The sequence below is a fragment of the Mesorhizobium sp. 10J20-29 genome, assembly GCF_054130485.1.
Window position 1 is genome coordinate 4658978 of sequence record NZ_CP199156.1, and the last position, 15062, is coordinate 4674039.

Below are 15062 nucleotides of genomic sequence, written 5' to 3' on the forward strand. Positions count from 1 at the left end.
CGATTGCGCTTACCCGGATATTGCATGACCAGACCTTCTCAATCGTCGACGACCGAGCCACACGACATCGTGGTGCTCGAAGGCGTGACCAAACGCTTTCCCGGCGTCGTCGCCAATGACAGCGTCGACCTGAGAATCCGCTCCGGCGAGGTCCATGTCCTGCTCGGCGAGAACGGCGCCGGAAAATCGACGCTGATCGGCATGCTGTCGGGGCTGCAGCAGCCCGACGAGGGCCGCATCCTGGTCGACGGCAAGCCCACCCCCATCACCTCGCCGCGCCACGCCCTGTCGCTCGGCATCGGCACGGTGTTCCAGCACATGATGCTGGTGCCGACCCTGACGGTCGCGGAAAACCTGCTGCTTGGCGGTCCGTGGTGGCAGCGCCCCCGCATCGGCCAGCTCGAGGCGCGCGTCGCCGAGATCACCAAATCGCTCAACATCACGGTCCGCCTGCATGCCAAGGTTTCCGAGCTGTCGCTCGGCGAGCAGCAGCAGGTCGAGATCCTGCGCGCCATGGTGCGCAACAGCCGCCTGCTTATCCTCGACGAATCCACCTCCATGCTGACCCCGCAGGGCATCGAGGAACTCGGCGCACTGATGCGCCGCCTCGTCGAGCAGGGGCTGGCCATCGTCTTCATTACCCACAAGCTCAAGGAGGCAGCCGCCTTCGGCGACCGCATCTCGGTGCTGAAGCTCGGCCGCAAGGTCGGCGAGATCACCCCGCCGCGGCTGAAATTCCTCGGCGAGAAGGCCGCCATCACAGAGATCGTCGAGATGATGTTCGGCAAGCAGACCGACGACCCGGAAGCCGAACGCCATGCCGGCTCCTTTGCAAAGCTGGACGCCGCGCCGCTGCTCCAGGTACGCGACCTCTCGGTTGCGCCCATGGCGGACTCGCCCGGCCTGTCCTCGGTTTCCTTCGACATCCGGCCGGGCGAAATCCTCGGCATCGCCGGCATCGACGGCAACGGCCAGAAGCAGCTGGCCGAGGCGCTGTCTGGGCAGCTTGCAACCACGGGCGGCTCGGTCGAACTCGACGGGCGCTCCATGGATGCCATGGATGTCGGCCAGCGCCGCGCGGCGGGACTGCGCTACCTGACCGATGACCGGCTGGGCGAAGGCACCGTCGGCACCTTCCCCGTCTCGATCAACTTCTTCCTCAAGCAGGTCGGCGAGGAACCGTTCTGGCGCCGCGGCTTCGAACAGCGCGGCGAGATTGACAGCCGTGCCGGCGAGCTGGTGCGCGAATACGACGTGCGCACGCCCAGCCTGAAGACGCCGGTCGGCCGCCTGTCGGGTGGCAACATCCAGAAGGTGCTGCTGGCGCGCGAACTGGCCGACGGCGCAAGGGTGGTGATCTTCAACAAGCCGACCTACGGCCTCGACCTGGCCAACACGCTGGCCTCGCGCCAGCGCATCCGCGACACCGCGGCGCGCGGCCTGGCGATCCTGCTGATCTCGACCGACCTCGAGGAACTCTTGAGCATGTGCGACCGCATTGCGGTGATTGCCAATGGCCGTCTGGTCGGCGATGTGCAGAACGAAGACGATGTCCGCACCACGGTCGGCCGCATGATGGTCGGGGTGGCGGCATGAGCGTCGAAGCCACCGGACCCGCCGAGGCGACGGCCGTCGATTCCACCCCTGCACCCGCCGGCGGCGGCTTCGTGCATCGCCTGATGATGGCGATCGGTCCGATCCTCGCCGCCCTCGTGCTAGCTGGCGCCATCCTGCTTGCCGTCGGCGTCGATCCCCTCACCTATTACGGCACCGTGCTGCAGCGCGGCCTGCTGTCGCCGCTCGGGATTCAGCAGACGCTGACGCGCATGGCGCCGCTGCTCTTCGTCGCGGCCGGGCTGATCGTCGCCTTTCGCGCCGGCATGTGGAATCTCGGCGGCGACGGCCAGTTCCTGCTCGGCGCGGTCACCGCAGCGGCCAGCGCTCCCCTGCTGGTAGAGGTGTTGCCGGGCTGGATGGCGCTCCCCATAGCCTTCGTCCTGGCTACGGCGGTCGCCATGATCTGGTCCCTCGTGCCGGCACTGCTGCGCGCCTACCAGGGCGTCAACGAGATCATCACCACGCTGATGATGACCTTTCTCGGCACCTCGCTTGCCAATGTGCTGGTCAAGCTCGTCTTCCTCGACCCGGCGACGACCGTGCCGCAGACCCGCACGCTGCCCGTCGAGGACCGGCTGCCGCGGCTCTTCGATACCACCATCACCAGCGGGCTTATCTTCGGTCTCGTCGCCATCATCGCCGTCCACCTGATGATGACCCGCACCGCCTTTGGCCTGAAGCTGCGCATCGTCGGCGCCAATCCGCGCGCCGCCATCCATGCCGGCCTCGGCGTGCCGAAGCTGACCGTCGCGGTCTTCGCGCTCTCGGCCGGCCTCGTCGGCCTCGGCGGCGCCGTCGACATTGTCGGCGTTCAGGGAAATGTGCGCGCCGACTGGAACCCTGCTTACGGCATGGCGGTCATTCCGGCCGTCTTCCTGGCACGCATGAACGGCTTTGCCGCGATCGGCTTCGTCTTCCTGCTGTCGGTGCTGTCCATCGGCGGCGAGAGCGCCGCGCGCCGCGTCGGCGTGCCCAACACCTTCACGCTGGTATTGGTCGCCATCGTCCTCGTCATGCTGGCGCTGGCCGAATATTTCGACCACCGCCACAACCAGTCGCGAAAGGCCTGAGCGATGGCCAGCCTGTTCAGCGAAGTCTTCCTCGGCGCGCTTCTCTTCGGTGCTGTCACGGCCGCGATCCCGCTGCTGCTTGCCGGCCTCGGCGAGCAGATGTCGGAGAAGGCCGGCGTCCTCAACATCGGCATCGAGGGCATGATGATCTGCGGCGCCTATTGCGGCTTCGTCGGCGCCTTCTACTCCAGCTCGCTGTGGCTCGGCTTCCTGACCGGCGCGCTCGGCGGCATGGCCGTGGCGCTCGTCATGGCGCTGCTCTGCGTACGGCTCGGCCTCAACCAGATCGTCATCGGCATCGCTCTGACGCTCGGCCTCGAAGGGCTGACGGCGCTGCTGCATCACTTCCAGTTCTCGCGCAGCTATCCGCGCCTGCCCGCCGCCGACGCGACCGTCATTCCCGTGCTGTCCGACATCCCGGTGCTCGGCCCGGCGCTGTTCAAGCACCATCTTCTGGTCTACCTCGCCGTCGCGCTGGTCGTCGTGATGAGCATCATCTACCGGCGCACCCAGCTCGGGCTGAACCTGCAGGCGGCAGGCGACAAGCCGGCGGCGCTCGACGTTGCCGGCGTCGATGTCATGCGTACGCGCACCATCGCGGTGCTGACCACCGGCGGCATGGCCGGCCTCGGCGGCGCCTATCTCGCCAATGTCGGCGCCGGCCTGTTCATTCCCTTCATCACCAACGGCGCCGGCTTCCTCGGCATCGTGCTCGCCATGCTGGCGCGCGGACGGCCGATCTGGGTGCTGTTTGGCGCGCTGCTGTTCGGCATCTGCCTGTCGCTGACCACCGCCATGCAGGTCGCCGGCATCAACATTCCGACCGACGTCATCCAGATGCTGCCTTTCCTGGCGGTGATGATCATGCTGGTGTTGTTCGGCAGGCGCGCCAGCCTGCCGGCGGCACTCGGCATTCCCTACGAGCGCGGGGCGCGCTGACGACAACCAACGGACGCGGCGGACATCCGCGCACAGAAGGAGGGTGAACAAATGACGGATACCAAGGTCTATTTTCTCGACGGCGGCTCGCTCGTTCTCGACGGCTATCACATCTTCTGGAACCGCGGCCCCGGCGGCGAAGTGCGCTTCCCGAGCTATTCCGTCCTGATCGACCACCCCGAGGGCCGGTTCATGATCGACACCGGCTACGACTACGACCACGTCATGAAGGTGCTGCCCTTCGAAAAGCCGATCCAGAGCAAGGATCAGACCATGCCCGGCGCCCTCAAGCTGATCGGGCTGGAACCCAAGGACGTCGATGTCGTCTTCAACTCGCACTTCCATTTCGACCATTGCGGCGGCAACAAGTATTTTCCGGATGCGCGCAAGATCTGCCACAAGCTGGAAGTGCCGCAGGCCTGCAACCCGGCCCCCTTCGAGCATCTCGGCTATTCCGATCTGAGCTTCTCGGTCGAGGCGGCCGAAGCCCGCGGCGTGACCGACCAGCTGCTGCCGAACGCAACGCGCGCCAACACCACCTTCGAAGGCGTCGAGGGCGACTTCGAGCTCGCCAAGGGCGTGCACATGATCTACGCGCCCGGCCACGCCGTCGGCAACTACGCGGTGATGATCGAGCTCGCCAACCGGCGGCCGATGATGCTGGTGCTCGATGCCGCCTATACGCGCAAGAGCCTGGAGACGCTCTGCCAGGCCTCCTTCCACATCGACCCGGTCAAGGGCATCGAATCGATGCACAAGATCCGGAAATATGCCGAGGACAACGACGCGGAGCTGTTCTTCTCGCACGACATGGAAAGCTTCGAGACCTATCAGACCGGCACGCGCTTCTACAGCTGAGCGGGCAAACGCGGAGAACAGACCCATGCGCTATTCCGACCACGCAAAGCCGGTGATCACGCTGACCGCCGGGCCGGTGAACGCCTACCCAGAAGTGCTCTCGGCGCTCGGCCGCACAGTGCTTTACGACTACGACCCGGCCTTCCAGCTGTTTTACGAGAACGTCGTGCTGAAGGCGAAAAAGGCGCTCAGGCTGTCCAACATGCCGCTGATCCTGCATGGCGAGCCAGTGCTCGGGCTGGAGGCCGCGGCGGCGTCTCTCATCACGCCCGACGACGTCGTGCTCAATCTTGCCTCAGGCGTCTACGGCAAGGGTTTCGGCTACTGGGCCAAGCGCTATTCGCCGAACCTGCTCGAGATCGAGGTGCCCTATAACGAGGCGATCGATCCGCAGTCGGTCGCCGACATGCTCGAGGCGCATCCCGAGATCACCGTCGTCTCGGTCTGTCATCACGACACGCCGTCGGGCACCATCAACCCGATCAACGAGATCGGCGCGCTGGTCTCGGCGCATGGCGGCTATCTGATCGTCGACGCGGTCTCGTCCTTTGCCGGCATGGACACCCACCCCGACGACTGCAAGGCAGACATCTACGTCACCGGCCCGGGAAAATGCCTCGGCGCGCCACCTGCCCTTACCGTCATGGGCGTCAGCGACCGCGCCTGGGCAAAGATGAAGGCCAACCCGCTCGCACCGCGCGCCTCCATGCTGTCGATCGTCGACTGGGAGAACGCCTGGTCGAAGGACCAGCCCTTTCCGTTCACGCCGTCGGTCGCCGAGGTGAACGGGCTCGACGCCGCGCTTGACCTCTATCTCGACGAGGGTCCGGAGGCCGTCTGGGCCCGCCACGCGCTGACCGCAAAGGCAATGCGCGCCGGCGTCGAGGCGATGGGGCTGTCGGTTTGGGCCGCCACGGACGCCATCGCTTCGCCGACGACGACTTCGGTGCGCACGCCCGACGGGGTCGACGAGAAGAAGCTCCGCCAGTCGGCGCGCGAGCGCTACGGCGTCGTGCTGTCGTCTGGCCGCGGCGAGACGATGGGCAAGCTGACGCGCATCGGCCACATGGGACCGACGGCGCAGCCGATCTACGCCATCGCCGCGCTCACCGCACTTGGCGGCGCGCTCAATGCCGGCGGCGGCAACTATCAGGTCGGCAAGGGCATCGAGGCGGCGCTCGCCGTCATCGACGCCGATGCCTGACCGGCACATCCAACAGAACACTCAGGGGACACAGGAGCATTTCATGACTGACCGGCTGGCAGGAAAGACCGCCCTCGTTACGGGCGCGGCACAGGGCATCGGCAAGGCCATCGCGGCGCGGCTCGCCGCCGACGGCGCGACAGTCTACGTCGCCGACATTAACGGCGAAGGCGCCAAGGCGGCTGCGGCAGCCATCGGCGGCAAGGCCAAGGCCGTCACCGTCGACATATCCGATCCGAAATCCGTCACCGCCATGTTCGACGAGATCAAGAAGGTCGGCGGCATCGACATCCTGGTCAACAATGCCTCGATCGTGCCTTTCGTCGCCTGGGACGACGTAAACCTCGACCATTGGCGCAAGATCATCGACGTCAACCTGACCGGCACCTTCATCGTCACCCGCGCCGCGACCGACCAGATGCGCGCCGCCGCCAAGCCCGGCCGCGTCATCAACATTTCGTCCAACACCTTCTTTGCCGGCACGCCCAACATGGCCGCCTATGTCGCCGCCAAGGGTGGTGTCATCGGCTTCACCCGGGCGCTCGCCACCGAGCTCGGCCAGTACAACATCACCGCCAACGCGGTGACGCCGGGCCTGATCGAGAGCGATGGCGTCAAGGCCAGCCCGCACAACGGCGCCTTCGAGTTCGTCGAGATGCTGCAGGCGGTCAAGGGCAAGGGCCAGCCCGAGCACATCGCCGACGTCGTCAGCTTCCTTGCCTCCGAGGATGCGCGCTGGATCACCGGCCAGACATTGAATGTCGACGCCGGCATGGTCCGCCATTAGGCTGGCAGCCGCAACCACCGGGAGGAATATGTGAGCAGCACCGACAAGGCGCGCGCGGCGTCGATCATCGAAATCATGGCGGCCGGGCGCGCGGATGCACCGGCCATCGCGGCGCCCGACAGGGCGCCCCTCAGCCATGGCGGCCTGCGTGAGCAGATCGCCCGCACCGCCAGCGAACTCAACGCGCTCGGCATCGGCCGCGGCGACCGCGTCGCCATCGTGCTGCCGAACGGCCCGGAAATGGCGGCGTCTTTCATCGCGCTGGCCGCCACCGTTGCGACGGCGCCGCTCAACCCCGCCTACCGGGCCGACGAGCTGGACTTCTACCTGAGCGACATCGACCCCAAGGCGATTCTGGTCGGCGAGGACGATGACGGACCGGCAGTTGACGTTGCGAAGCGGCTTGGCATCGGCGTGTTGCGCCTGCATTTTGCTCCGGACCAGCCCGCCGGCAGCTTCAGCATCAAGGGCGATGCGGTCGGCACGCCTACCGCTCCCGGCCATGCCGGGGCGGAAGACATTGCCCTCCTGCTGCACACCTCGGGCACCACCTCGCGTCCGAAGCTGGTGCCGCTCAGCCAGGCCAACCTGGCGGCCTCGGCCCGTCATATCGGCGCGACGCTCGGCCTCGGGCCCAACGACGTCTGCCTCAACATCATGCCGCTGTTCCACATACACGGGCTGATTGCCGCCGTGCTTTCCTCGCTCGCCGCCGGCGGCAGCGTCGTCTGCACGCCGGGCTTCAACGCGCTCCGCTTCTTCCAGTGGCTCGGCGATGCCAGGCCGAGCTGGTACACGGCGGTGCCGACCATGCACCAGGCGATCCTGTCGCGCGCCGCGCGCAATCCCGAGATCGTCGCTGCCGCAAAACTCCGCTTCATCCGCTCCTCCTCCGCCTCGCTGCCGGCGCAGGTCATGGCCGAGCTTGAATCGACCTTCGGCTGCCCGGTAATCGAATCCTACGGCATGACGGAAGCCGCCCACCAGATGACCTCGAACCAGCTGCCGCCCGGCCAGCGCAAGCCGGGCAGCGTCGGCGCCGCAGCCGGCCCCGAGGTGGCCATCATGTCGCCCGACGGTCTGCTGATGCAGACCGGCCATGGCGGCGAGATCGTCATCCGCGGCCCCAACGTGACGGCCGGCTATGAAAAGAACCCCGAGGCCAACGCCAGCGCTTTCGCGCATGGCTGGTTCCACACCGGCGACCAGGGCGTGCTCGACGAGGACGGCTATTTGCGCGTGACAGGCCGGCTGAAGGAAATCATCAACCGCGGCGGCGAAAAGATCTCGCCGCTCGAGGTGGACGACGTGCTGATGGACCATCCGGCCGTCGCCCAGGTCGTCACCTTCGCCATGCCGCATCCGAAGCTCGGCGAGGATGTCGCCGCGGCCGTCGTGCTGCGCGAAGGGCTTGTAGTCACCGAGATCGAGATCCGCGACTTCTGCTCGGAGCGGCTCGCCGACTTCAAGGTGCCGCGCCGCGTCCTCATCCTCGAGGAAATTCCCAAGGGCGCCACTGGCAAGCTGCAGCGCATTGGCTTGGCAGCCAAGCTCGGTCTCGCCTGATGCGGGTCACGGTCTTCGGCGCCGGCGCCATCGGCGGTTATCTCGCGGCCAAGATGGCGGCCACGGGCCGCGTCGACCTGTCGGTCGTGGCACGCGGCGCGCATCTCCAGGCAATCGAGAAGGACGGCCTGCGCCTCGTCGAGGACGGCAAGGAGACGGCGGTCCCCGTGCGCGCAGCCGAGCGGGCAGCCGACCTCGGCGTACAGGACTACGTCGTGCTGGCGCTCAAGGCCCACTCGGTCGGTCCGGCGCTCGCCCAGATCGCACCGCTCGTCGGCCCCGACACCGCCGTGGTGACCATGCAGAACGGCGTGCCCTGGTGGTATTTCTACAAGCTCGGCGGAGAACTCGACGGCACGCGCCTCGAAGCCGTCGATCCGGGCGGCTTGATCTGGAGCGGGCTCGGGCCTGAACGCGTCATCGGCTCGGTCGTCTACCCCGCCGTCGAGGTCGACGCACCCGGCCTGATCCGCCATGTCGAGGGACGGCGCTTCTCGCTCGGCGAACCGTCCGGCGCAAAGAGCGAACGCGTCACCCGGCTTGCCGACGAAATGATCGCGGCCGGCCTGCAGGCGCCGGTGCGCGACGACATCCGCAGCGAGATCTGGGTCAAGCTGTGGGGCAACCTCTGCTTCAACCCGATCTCCGCGCTGACCGGCAGCACGCTCGAGGCAATCGTCGCCGACGACGGCACGCGCGCGCTCGCCAGGGCGATGATGCTGGAGGCGCAGGCCATCGGCGAGGCGCTCGGCGTCCGCTTCACCATCGACGTCGACCGCCGCATCAAGGGTGCCGGCGCCGTCGGCGCGCACAAGACCTCGATGCTGCAGGACCTCGAACGCGGCCGGCCGATGGAAATCGACGCGCTGGTCACCGTCGTGCAGGAACTTGGCCGCCTGACAGACCGACCGACGCCCACCATAGACGCCGTACTCGCCCTCGTGCGCCGGCTGGCCATCGAGCGCGGCTGCTACCAGGCCTGACCGGCCGGCGTACCGTCGATTGTCGGTCGCAGACCCCTATTCGATGCCGGCTGCCGGCGCCTCGTCGCCGTCTGCGGCTTCCGGGGTCACGTCCAGCACGGCCGCGTGCATGATGATCTTTGCCGCGCCCTCGGCGCAGTCCTTCATGCAGGGCTCCGTCTTGTCGGCGTATTGCGGTTCCGCCTTGCGGTCGTCGTCGACGAAGTTGGCCTCGTTGGGCAACCTGACGCTTTCGAAATTCGACTTCGACAGCTCGAACTCCTCGTCGGTGACGATGTCGTTCAGATAGAGCAGGTAGGCGGTCAGCGCATAGACGTCGTCGTCCGACAGCGAGCGGGCGTTGCCGAAAGGCATCGCGCGCCGCGTGTAGTCGAACACGGTCGACAAATAGGGCCAGTAGGAGCCGATCGTCTTGACCGGCCGGTCGTCGCTCAGCGTGCCCTGCCCGCCCGCAAGCACCGGCCAGCGGCCGACAGCCTCGCCGAAATCGCCGTGGCAGGAGGCGCAGTTCTCGTCGAACAGGACCTCGCCTTCCGCCACCGTGCCGTGGCCGTCCGGAAGGCCAAGTCCGTCGGCGCGCACGTCGATGTCCCAGGCCGCGATCTCTTCCTCCGTGGCGGGGCGTCCGAGCTTCAAATGGGCACCGGCGCCTTCGGCGGCGGGCTCGGCAACGGCCGCGGCTTCCGCTGCTGCCTCGGGCGCTTCGGGCACGTCGGCCGCAGCAGCCTCTTCAGGCGCCGCGGCTTCTTCCGCGGCGGGCTCGACGGCACTCTCCGTCGCGGTGGAGAAGGTCGACAGGTAGGCGATCATGTTGGCGAGATCTTCCTCGTCCTTCAGGCCGGAAAAGGCCATCTTGGTGCCCTTCACCATCGCCTTGGGGCTTGTGAGATAGGTCTTGAGCGTTTCGTCGTTCCACACCAGCCCTTCCTCGCCGGCCTTCGCCATGGCCTTGGAGTAGCGATAGGATTCGACGGTACCGGCGGTACGGCCCATCAGCTCGTTGAGATGCGGCCCGACTCGGTTCTTGGCGCCCTCGCCCACGGCATGGCATGCCTTGCACTTCGCAAACAGCTTTTCGCCGGCGGCCGCGTCCTGCGCGCCAGCAGACTGGACGGCGATCAGCAGCGTCGCCGCGGCGGCGATGCCGATTTCAAGAAATTTCGACATTCTCGACCACTCCGTCCTTGCTGACATGCCAGGTTTGAATCCCGTTATTGTGGTAGATGGAATTTTCGCCGCGCGCGGCGCGCAGCGCGTTCTTGGTCGGCTGCACGAAACCCTGTTCATCGATGGCGCGCGACTGCAGGAACAGCTCGGAGCCGTCCCAGTCGAACTCGTAATAGAAGCGGTGCAGCGCCAGCGAAAGGCTCGGCCCGTCGATGCGGGCGGTTTGCCAGTTGCGGCCGCCGTCCACCGAGACGTCGACGCGCTTGATGGTGCCGTTGCCCGACCAGGCAAGCCCGCTGAGCACGGTCCGGCCGCGGCCATGGGTGATCGGCGCCTGCGGGCTCGGGCTGGTAATGACGGACTTGACGTCCATCGCCCAAGTGAAGCGCCTGGCCTTTCCGTTGGCGAGCAGGTCGGTGTATTTCGACGTTTCCTCGCGCTGCTGCCAGGGCTGGTCGCCCACCTCGAGGCGGCGCAGCCACTTGACCCACATGTTGCCTTCCCAACCCGGCACCACGAGGCGCAGCGGGTAGCCCTGCTCGGGACGCAGCGCCTCGCCGTTCATGGCAAACGCAACCATGCAGTCGTCGAGCGCCTTCTCGAGCGGGATCGAGCGCGTCATCGCCGAGGCATCCGCGCCTTCGGCCAGCACCCACTTGCCCGCTGTCGTGACGCCGGCCTCGGCCAGAATGTCCTTCAGCAGCACGCCGGTATACATCACGCAGTGGATCATGCCGTGCGTGAACTGGCAGCCGTTGAGCTGGGCGCCGCGCCATTCCATGCCGCTGTTGGCCGCGCATTCGAGGAAATAGACCTTGTTGTGGCGCGGGAAGCGCTTGAGGTCGGCCATGGTGAAGACGAGCGGCTTGTCGACCAGGCCGTTGATCATCAGGCGGTGGCTCGCCGGGTCGATCTCGGCAATGCCCGCATGGTGGCGCTCGAAGCAGAGCCCGCTCGGCGTGATGATGCCATCGAGTTCGTGCAGGGGCGTGAAATTCACCGAGGAGATCGGGTCGGCCGTCAGCCACGCCACGTTCTTGCGCACCACGCCGGCCTCGAACTGCGACGGCGTGCCATAGGGACGCGCATCGACGCCATCGCCCGGGTAGCGGTTCCAGTCCTGAACCTCTGTAATCAGCGGGTCGCCGGCAGCGACCGCCCTGCCCGCCGCCGCCGCGCCGGCAAGCGCGACGCCGCCTGTCAGACCGGCCTTCAGAAAGCCGCGGCGCGTCGCCGTTCCTTTACTGGGTGTATCCGTCATGCGCATGTCCCGATACTGCAAGAAGTGAACACATATTGATTTTCATATGTATCAAACCGTACCGCCCCTGTCCAACGGCATGGCGGCCGGATGACTAGGCCGCGACCGTGACCGAGCGGTTTTCCTCGAGCGTCACGACAGGGTTCTTCGCGAGATAGTCCTCGACGACCTCCCAGATCGGCGGGCCCTCGGTCGCCTCGTTGATCGAGGCCCAGCCGGCGACGACATACTCCTTGGCGGGCTCGATCGCCTCGCCGCTCTTCAGCAGCGTCATGCCCGAGATGCGCCCGCCCATGCTGCCATTGGGGTCGATCGTGTAGCCCATGCCGCCGACGCGGACCATGTCGCCGCCTTGCTGGTAATAGGGATCCTTGTTGAACAGATTGTCGGCAACGTCTTCCAGAATGTCCTTCAGCGTCGAGCCGGTCATCGTCGAGCGGTAGGCCGCCGGATAGGTCATGGCGCAGGCGTTGTGGAGGTCCTCGACCGTGATCTTCTGCCCGGGCAGGACGGACGTCCCCCAGCGGAATCCCGGCGACAGGGCAATGTCGGCCTCGCGCACGTCGATCAGCGCCTGGCAGATCAGGTCGTCGAAAGTGCCGTTGAAGTTGCCGCGCCGGTAGAGCAGCGATTCCGTCGTCGCCAGTTCGCGCTTCAGCTCGGCCTCGTAGGGTGCGCGCAGGTCGGTCACCAGCGCCGTCATATCCGCGTCCGGCGCGATCACGTCGGAAAAGACCGGGATCAGGCGATGCCTGAAGCCCTTCATCTCGCCGCCCTGCACGGCGACGTCGAGCCGTGTCACGAACTTGCCGTGCGAGCCCGAGGCGATGAGCAGCGTCTTGCCGACCAGCACCGGTTCGGGCAGCGCGTCATGGGTGTGCCCCGTCAGGATGACGTCGATGCCGCTCACCCGCGACGCCAGCGCCCGGTCGACGTCGAAGCCGTTATGCGACAAGAGCACGATCAGCTCGGCGCCGTCGGCGCGCGCCGCCTCGACATTCTTGACGACGTCCTCCTCGCGGATGCCGAACGACCAGTTGGGGAACATCCAGCGCGGGTTGGCGATCGGCGTATAGGGAAACGCCTGGCCGAGCACCGCCACCTTGACGCCGCCCTTGTCAAACATCTTGTAGGCTTCGAAGGCCGGCTCGTTCCACTCGGCGTCGTAGATGTTGCCGCCGAGAAAGGCGAAGGGAAGACCGTCGATGATCTCCTGCACGCGCTCCGCCCCGTAGGTGAACTCCCAGTGGCCGGTCATCGCGTCGGGCGCCAGCGCATTGAACGCCTCGACCATGTCCTGGCCCTTGGTCTGCAGCGAGGTGTAGCTGCCCTGCCAGGTGTCGCCGCCATCGAGCAGCAGCATGTTGTCGCCGCGCTCGGCGCGGATGCGCTTGACGATCGTGGCGATGCGGTCGATGCCGCCCATCTTGCCGTAGGTCTTGGCAAGGGCGGAAAAATCCTCCGACGTAAGCGCGTAGGCGTGCGGCGAGCCGGGTTCGATGTTGTAGAGCTTGAGCAGGTCGGCGCCCGTCACGTGCGGCGGCAGGCCGGCCACTTCGCCGACGCCGAGATTGACCGACGGCTCGCGGAAATAGACCGGCATCAGCTGGGCGTGAATGTCGGTGATGTGCACAAGCGTGACATTGCCGAAGGCGTCGAAGTCGAGCAGGCCGTCTTCCGTCAGGCTCTGCTGCGCGGCGGCCTGTGACCAGCGGCCGACCAGCCCCGGTCCGGCGATTGCCGAAAGAGCGGCCGTCGCCATGAGGAACTCGCGCCGTGAAAACATCTGAATCTCCTCGCGTCAACGCAACCGCCCCGGCGTGCGGCCGGGACGATCCGTTTATGCCTGTCTGGTTGCGGCGGCCCCTGCCGGACCGCCGTAATCGCTACTGCCGCACAGCCGGCGTTTCCACCGACAGGCCCGTGCCGCGCCAGGTCACGTAGACCTCGAGCGCCAGAAGTTCATCCGAGAAGGCCTTCGGCATCTCGGCCCGCGTGTCGCGGATGCAGCCGCGGAACCGGTTCTGGATCGATACCAGGCCGCCGGTGTTGAAGCGGTAGGTCGGAAAGCCGTTCACCTGGCCCTGGCTCAGATGGTCGGCACGGATGTACTTGCCCATGCTGGCCTCGTGGCACGATGCGCAGGACAGGTTGAGCTGGCCGGTGCGGGTGTAATAGACGTCCTTGCCCTTGTCCCACCAGCTCTGCATCTCGCCCTCGCTGAGGTCGAGCTTGACCGGCATGCCGAGCGACTGGTGCTTGATATAGGCCGTCAGCGCCTTCTGTTCGTCTGCGTCGAACTTGTAGGCTTCCGCTCCCATGTTATCGACGCGGCACTTGTCGATCTGCAGCTCGATGTCGATCGGCCGCTTGGCATCGGCATCCCATTTCGGGAAGCGCGCGCCGACGCCCTTCATGGTTTCTGCCGCGTCGTTGTGGCAGGAGGCGCAGGACTTCCCGGCCGATCCCTCGACCGTGGCCCAGATCTCCTCGCCGCGTTCGACGTCGAGCATGCCCGGGTTGGCGAAGGAATCGGCTTCCGCAGCGCGGGTCTCGGCCTCGCGGAACAGCCATCCCGACAGCACCTCGTCGAACGGGTGCCCTTCCGGTGCCGGCGCCCGACTGATCATTTCCTGGCCGTCGATGAACAGCTGTTCGTCGACCGGCTCGGCCGATGCGTGGAAGGCAAGTCCGGAAACCGCCGTCGCGGCAATCGCAATCGCCAAAGAGATTTTCTTCAAGACTCGGTTCCTCCCAAAAAGCGCGTCCGGCACTCGATCCCCTGCTGCGGGGATTTTCATTCTTACTTCACGTCGATCTTTTGCTCGTCGCTGTAGGTCGAACCGTTGTCGTCCACCCAGGTGAACTTGAACGTTCCGCTCTCGGTCACCTTGGCGGTGAACTCGAAATAGGGGTTCGCCGAGATCGCCGGATCGAGGTCGCATGAGAACACCGGCTGGCCGTTGAACTCGCAGCTGAACTTGTTGATGATCTGCCGCGGGATCACCTTGCCTTCCTTGTCCTTGCGCTGGCCGGATTCCATGTCGTGGCTGATCAGCGTCTTCAGCACGATGACCTCGCCGGCCGAGGCGGTCTTCGGAACTTTGACGCGTGGTTTCGGTGTTGCCATTTTCTACAGTCCTTCCCGTTCCATCAGCCGCCGCAGCCGCCGATGGTGACCTTGACTTCCTTCTTGTCCATGAACACCGATCCGTCGGCCATCTTGGCGACGGCGATGACGTTTTGGGTCTTGGCGAGCCGCATGCGCGTGGTGGCCGCGGCCGACCCGCTCATCGCGGTGAAATTGAAGGTCGCGACCTCGGGGTTCGGGTTGCCCTCGGCGAGGATGATCACCGATTCGACCATGTCGTCGCCCGTCATCGCGCTCTCGACATTGACCGAGATCGGAACGGTGTTGCCGTTCTCCGCGATCTCGGGCGCCGTCAGCGTCAGCTTGCCGCTCTCCGGCGTCTTGCCGCCGGTGAATTCCATGATGCGCTTCTCGGTGTCTTCCGCCGAGGCGTAGGCCGGGACCGTACGGATGCCCGCAACCACCGCAAACGCGGCGCCTGCCGACAGGGTCAGGGCCTGTCTTCTGTTGAGTTTCATC

At 66.3% G+C, this 15062-nt stretch carries 14 protein-coding genes; 8 read left to right on the forward strand and 6 right to left on the reverse strand.

Translation table 11 applies throughout. The features are described from left to right. The first annotated feature begins 24 nt into the window (after positions 1-24). The 8 genes from ACT2BZ_RS22415 (at position 25) to ACT2BZ_RS22450 (ending at position 9024) form a co-directional block, all read left to right on the forward strand. Positions 25-1596 (forward strand): putative B6 ABC transporter ATP-binding protein, encoded by a 1572-nt coding sequence (locus tag ACT2BZ_RS22415; protein WP_457937882.1) that lies wholly within the window; start codon positions 25-27, stop codon positions 1594-1596. Further along, positions 1593-2687 carry a putative B6 ABC transporter permease subunit 2 gene (locus ACT2BZ_RS22420; RefSeq protein WP_457937884.1) on the forward strand — a complete coding sequence of 365 codons (1095 nt, stop codon included), beginning with the start codon at positions 1593-1595 and terminating at the stop codon, positions 2685-2687. The genes ACT2BZ_RS22415 and ACT2BZ_RS22420 overlap by 4 nt, the downstream gene beginning before the upstream one ends. A 3-nt stretch (positions 2688-2690) precedes the next feature. Then, on the forward strand, positions 2691-3626 hold the full coding sequence (locus ACT2BZ_RS22425; RefSeq protein WP_457937886.1) for a putative B6 ABC transporter permease subunit 1: 936 nt from the start codon (positions 2691-2693) through the stop codon (positions 3624-3626). A gap of 51 nt (positions 3627-3677) precedes the next feature. Then, entirely contained in the window at positions 3678-4484 is an 807-nt protein-coding gene (gene pldA / locus ACT2BZ_RS22430; protein ID WP_457937887.1) for a 4-pyridoxolactonase, read from the forward strand. A 25-nt stretch (positions 4485-4509) separates the two neighbouring features. Then, positions 4510-5688 carry a pyridoxamine--pyruvate transaminase gene (gene ppaT / locus ACT2BZ_RS22435; protein ID WP_457937889.1) on the forward strand — a complete coding sequence of 393 codons (1179 nt, stop codon included), beginning with the start codon at positions 4510-4512 and terminating at the stop codon, positions 5686-5688. Positions 5689-5731: 43 nt separating this feature from the next. Next, positions 5732-6475, forward strand: coding sequence for a pyridoxal 4-dehydrogenase, SDR-type (gene pldH / locus ACT2BZ_RS22440; RefSeq protein ID WP_457937891.1), 744 nt, complete (start codon positions 5732-5734; stop codon positions 6473-6475). Positions 6476-6550: 75 nt separating this feature from the next. Beyond that, on the forward strand, positions 6551-8041 hold the full coding sequence (locus tag ACT2BZ_RS22445) for an acyl--CoA ligase (protein ID WP_457941415.1): 1491 nt from the start codon (positions 6551-6553) through the stop codon (positions 8039-8041). After that, positions 8041-9024, forward strand: a complete 984-nt coding sequence (locus ACT2BZ_RS22450; RefSeq protein ID WP_457937893.1) for a 2-dehydropantoate 2-reductase — start codon at positions 8041-8043, stop codon at positions 9022-9024. The genes ACT2BZ_RS22445 and ACT2BZ_RS22450 overlap by 1 nt, the downstream gene beginning before the upstream one ends. Before the next feature lie 36 nt (positions 9025-9060). Here ACT2BZ_RS22450 and ACT2BZ_RS22455 read toward each other — a convergent pair whose 3' ends face one another. The 6 genes from ACT2BZ_RS22455 to soxY form a co-directional block, all read right to left on the reverse strand. Beyond that, the gene (locus ACT2BZ_RS22455; RefSeq protein WP_457937895.1) at positions 9061-10191 is read right to left on the reverse strand and encodes a c-type cytochrome; all 1131 of its coding nucleotides are present in this window, start codon (positions 10189-10191) and stop codon (positions 9061-9063) included. Beyond that, positions 10175-11452, reverse strand: coding sequence for a sulfite dehydrogenase (soxC, locus tag ACT2BZ_RS22460; protein ID WP_457937896.1), 1278 nt, complete (start codon positions 11450-11452; stop codon positions 10175-10177). Before soxC ends, ACT2BZ_RS22455 begins: the two co-directional genes overlap by 17 nt. Before the next feature lie 94 nt (positions 11453-11546). Next, a complete protein-coding gene (gene soxB / locus ACT2BZ_RS22465) occupies positions 11547-13238 on the reverse strand; it encodes a thiosulfohydrolase SoxB (protein WP_457937897.1) in 1692 nt (563 codons plus the stop codon). 100 nt (positions 13239-13338) lie between these two features. Continuing rightward, complete coding sequence (gene soxA, locus ACT2BZ_RS22470) at positions 13339-14193, reverse strand: sulfur oxidation c-type cytochrome SoxA (RefSeq protein ID WP_457937899.1); 855 nt, start codon at positions 14191-14193, stop codon at positions 13339-13341. Positions 14194-14255: 62 nt separating this feature from the next. Then, positions 14256-14582, reverse strand: a complete 327-nt coding sequence (gene soxZ, locus ACT2BZ_RS22475; protein WP_457937901.1) for a thiosulfate oxidation carrier complex protein SoxZ — start codon at positions 14580-14582, stop codon at positions 14256-14258. Positions 14583-14605: 23 nt separating this feature from the next. Beyond that, entirely contained in the window at positions 14606-15061 is a 456-nt protein-coding gene (soxY, locus tag ACT2BZ_RS22480) for a thiosulfate oxidation carrier protein SoxY (RefSeq protein ID WP_457937903.1), read from the reverse strand. Position 15062 lies beyond the last annotated feature (1 nt).

Excerpts from the sequence above, each read along its gene's own strand:
- ACT2BZ_RS22415 (WP_457937882.1), top strand. The coding sequence starts at position 25 with ATGACCAGACCTTCTCAATCGTCGACGACCGAGCCACACGACATCGTG.
- ACT2BZ_RS22420 (WP_457937884.1), top strand. The coding sequence starts at position 1,593 with ATGAGCGTCGAAGCCACCGGACCCGCCGAGGCGACGGCCGTCGATTCC.
- ACT2BZ_RS22425 (WP_457937886.1), top strand. The coding sequence starts at position 2,691 with ATGGCCAGCCTGTTCAGCGAAGTCTTCCTCGGCGCGCTTCTCTTCGGT.
- pldA (WP_457937887.1), top strand. The coding sequence starts at position 3,678 with ATGACGGATACCAAGGTCTATTTTCTCGACGGCGGCTCGCTCGTTCTC.
- ppaT (WP_457937889.1), top strand. The coding sequence starts at position 4,510 with ATGCGCTATTCCGACCACGCAAAGCCGGTGATCACGCTGACCGCCGGG.
- pldH (WP_457937891.1), top strand. The coding sequence starts at position 5,732 with ATGACTGACCGGCTGGCAGGAAAGACCGCCCTCGTTACGGGCGCGGCA.
- ACT2BZ_RS22445 (WP_457941415.1), top strand. The coding sequence starts at position 6,551 with ATGGCGGCCGGGCGCGCGGATGCACCGGCCATCGCGGCGCCCGACAGG.
- ACT2BZ_RS22450 (WP_457937893.1), top strand. The coding sequence starts at position 8,041 with ATGCGGGTCACGGTCTTCGGCGCCGGCGCCATCGGCGGTTATCTCGCG.
- ACT2BZ_RS22455 (WP_457937895.1), bottom strand. The coding sequence starts at position 10,191 with ATGTCGAAATTTCTTGAAATCGGCATCGCCGCCGCGGCGACGCTGCTG.
- soxC (WP_457937896.1), bottom strand. The coding sequence starts at position 11,452 with ATGACGGATACACCCAGTAAAGGAACGGCGACGCGCCGCGGCTTTCTG.
- soxB (WP_457937897.1), bottom strand. The coding sequence starts at position 13,238 with ATGTTTTCACGGCGCGAGTTCCTCATGGCGACGGCCGCTCTTTCGGCA.
- soxZ (WP_457937901.1), bottom strand. The coding sequence starts at position 14,582 with ATGGCAACACCGAAACCACGCGTCAAAGTTCCGAAGACCGCCTCGGCC.
- soxY (WP_457937903.1), bottom strand. The coding sequence starts at position 15,061 with ATGAAACTCAACAGAAGACAGGCCCTGACCCTGTCGGCAGGCGCCGCG.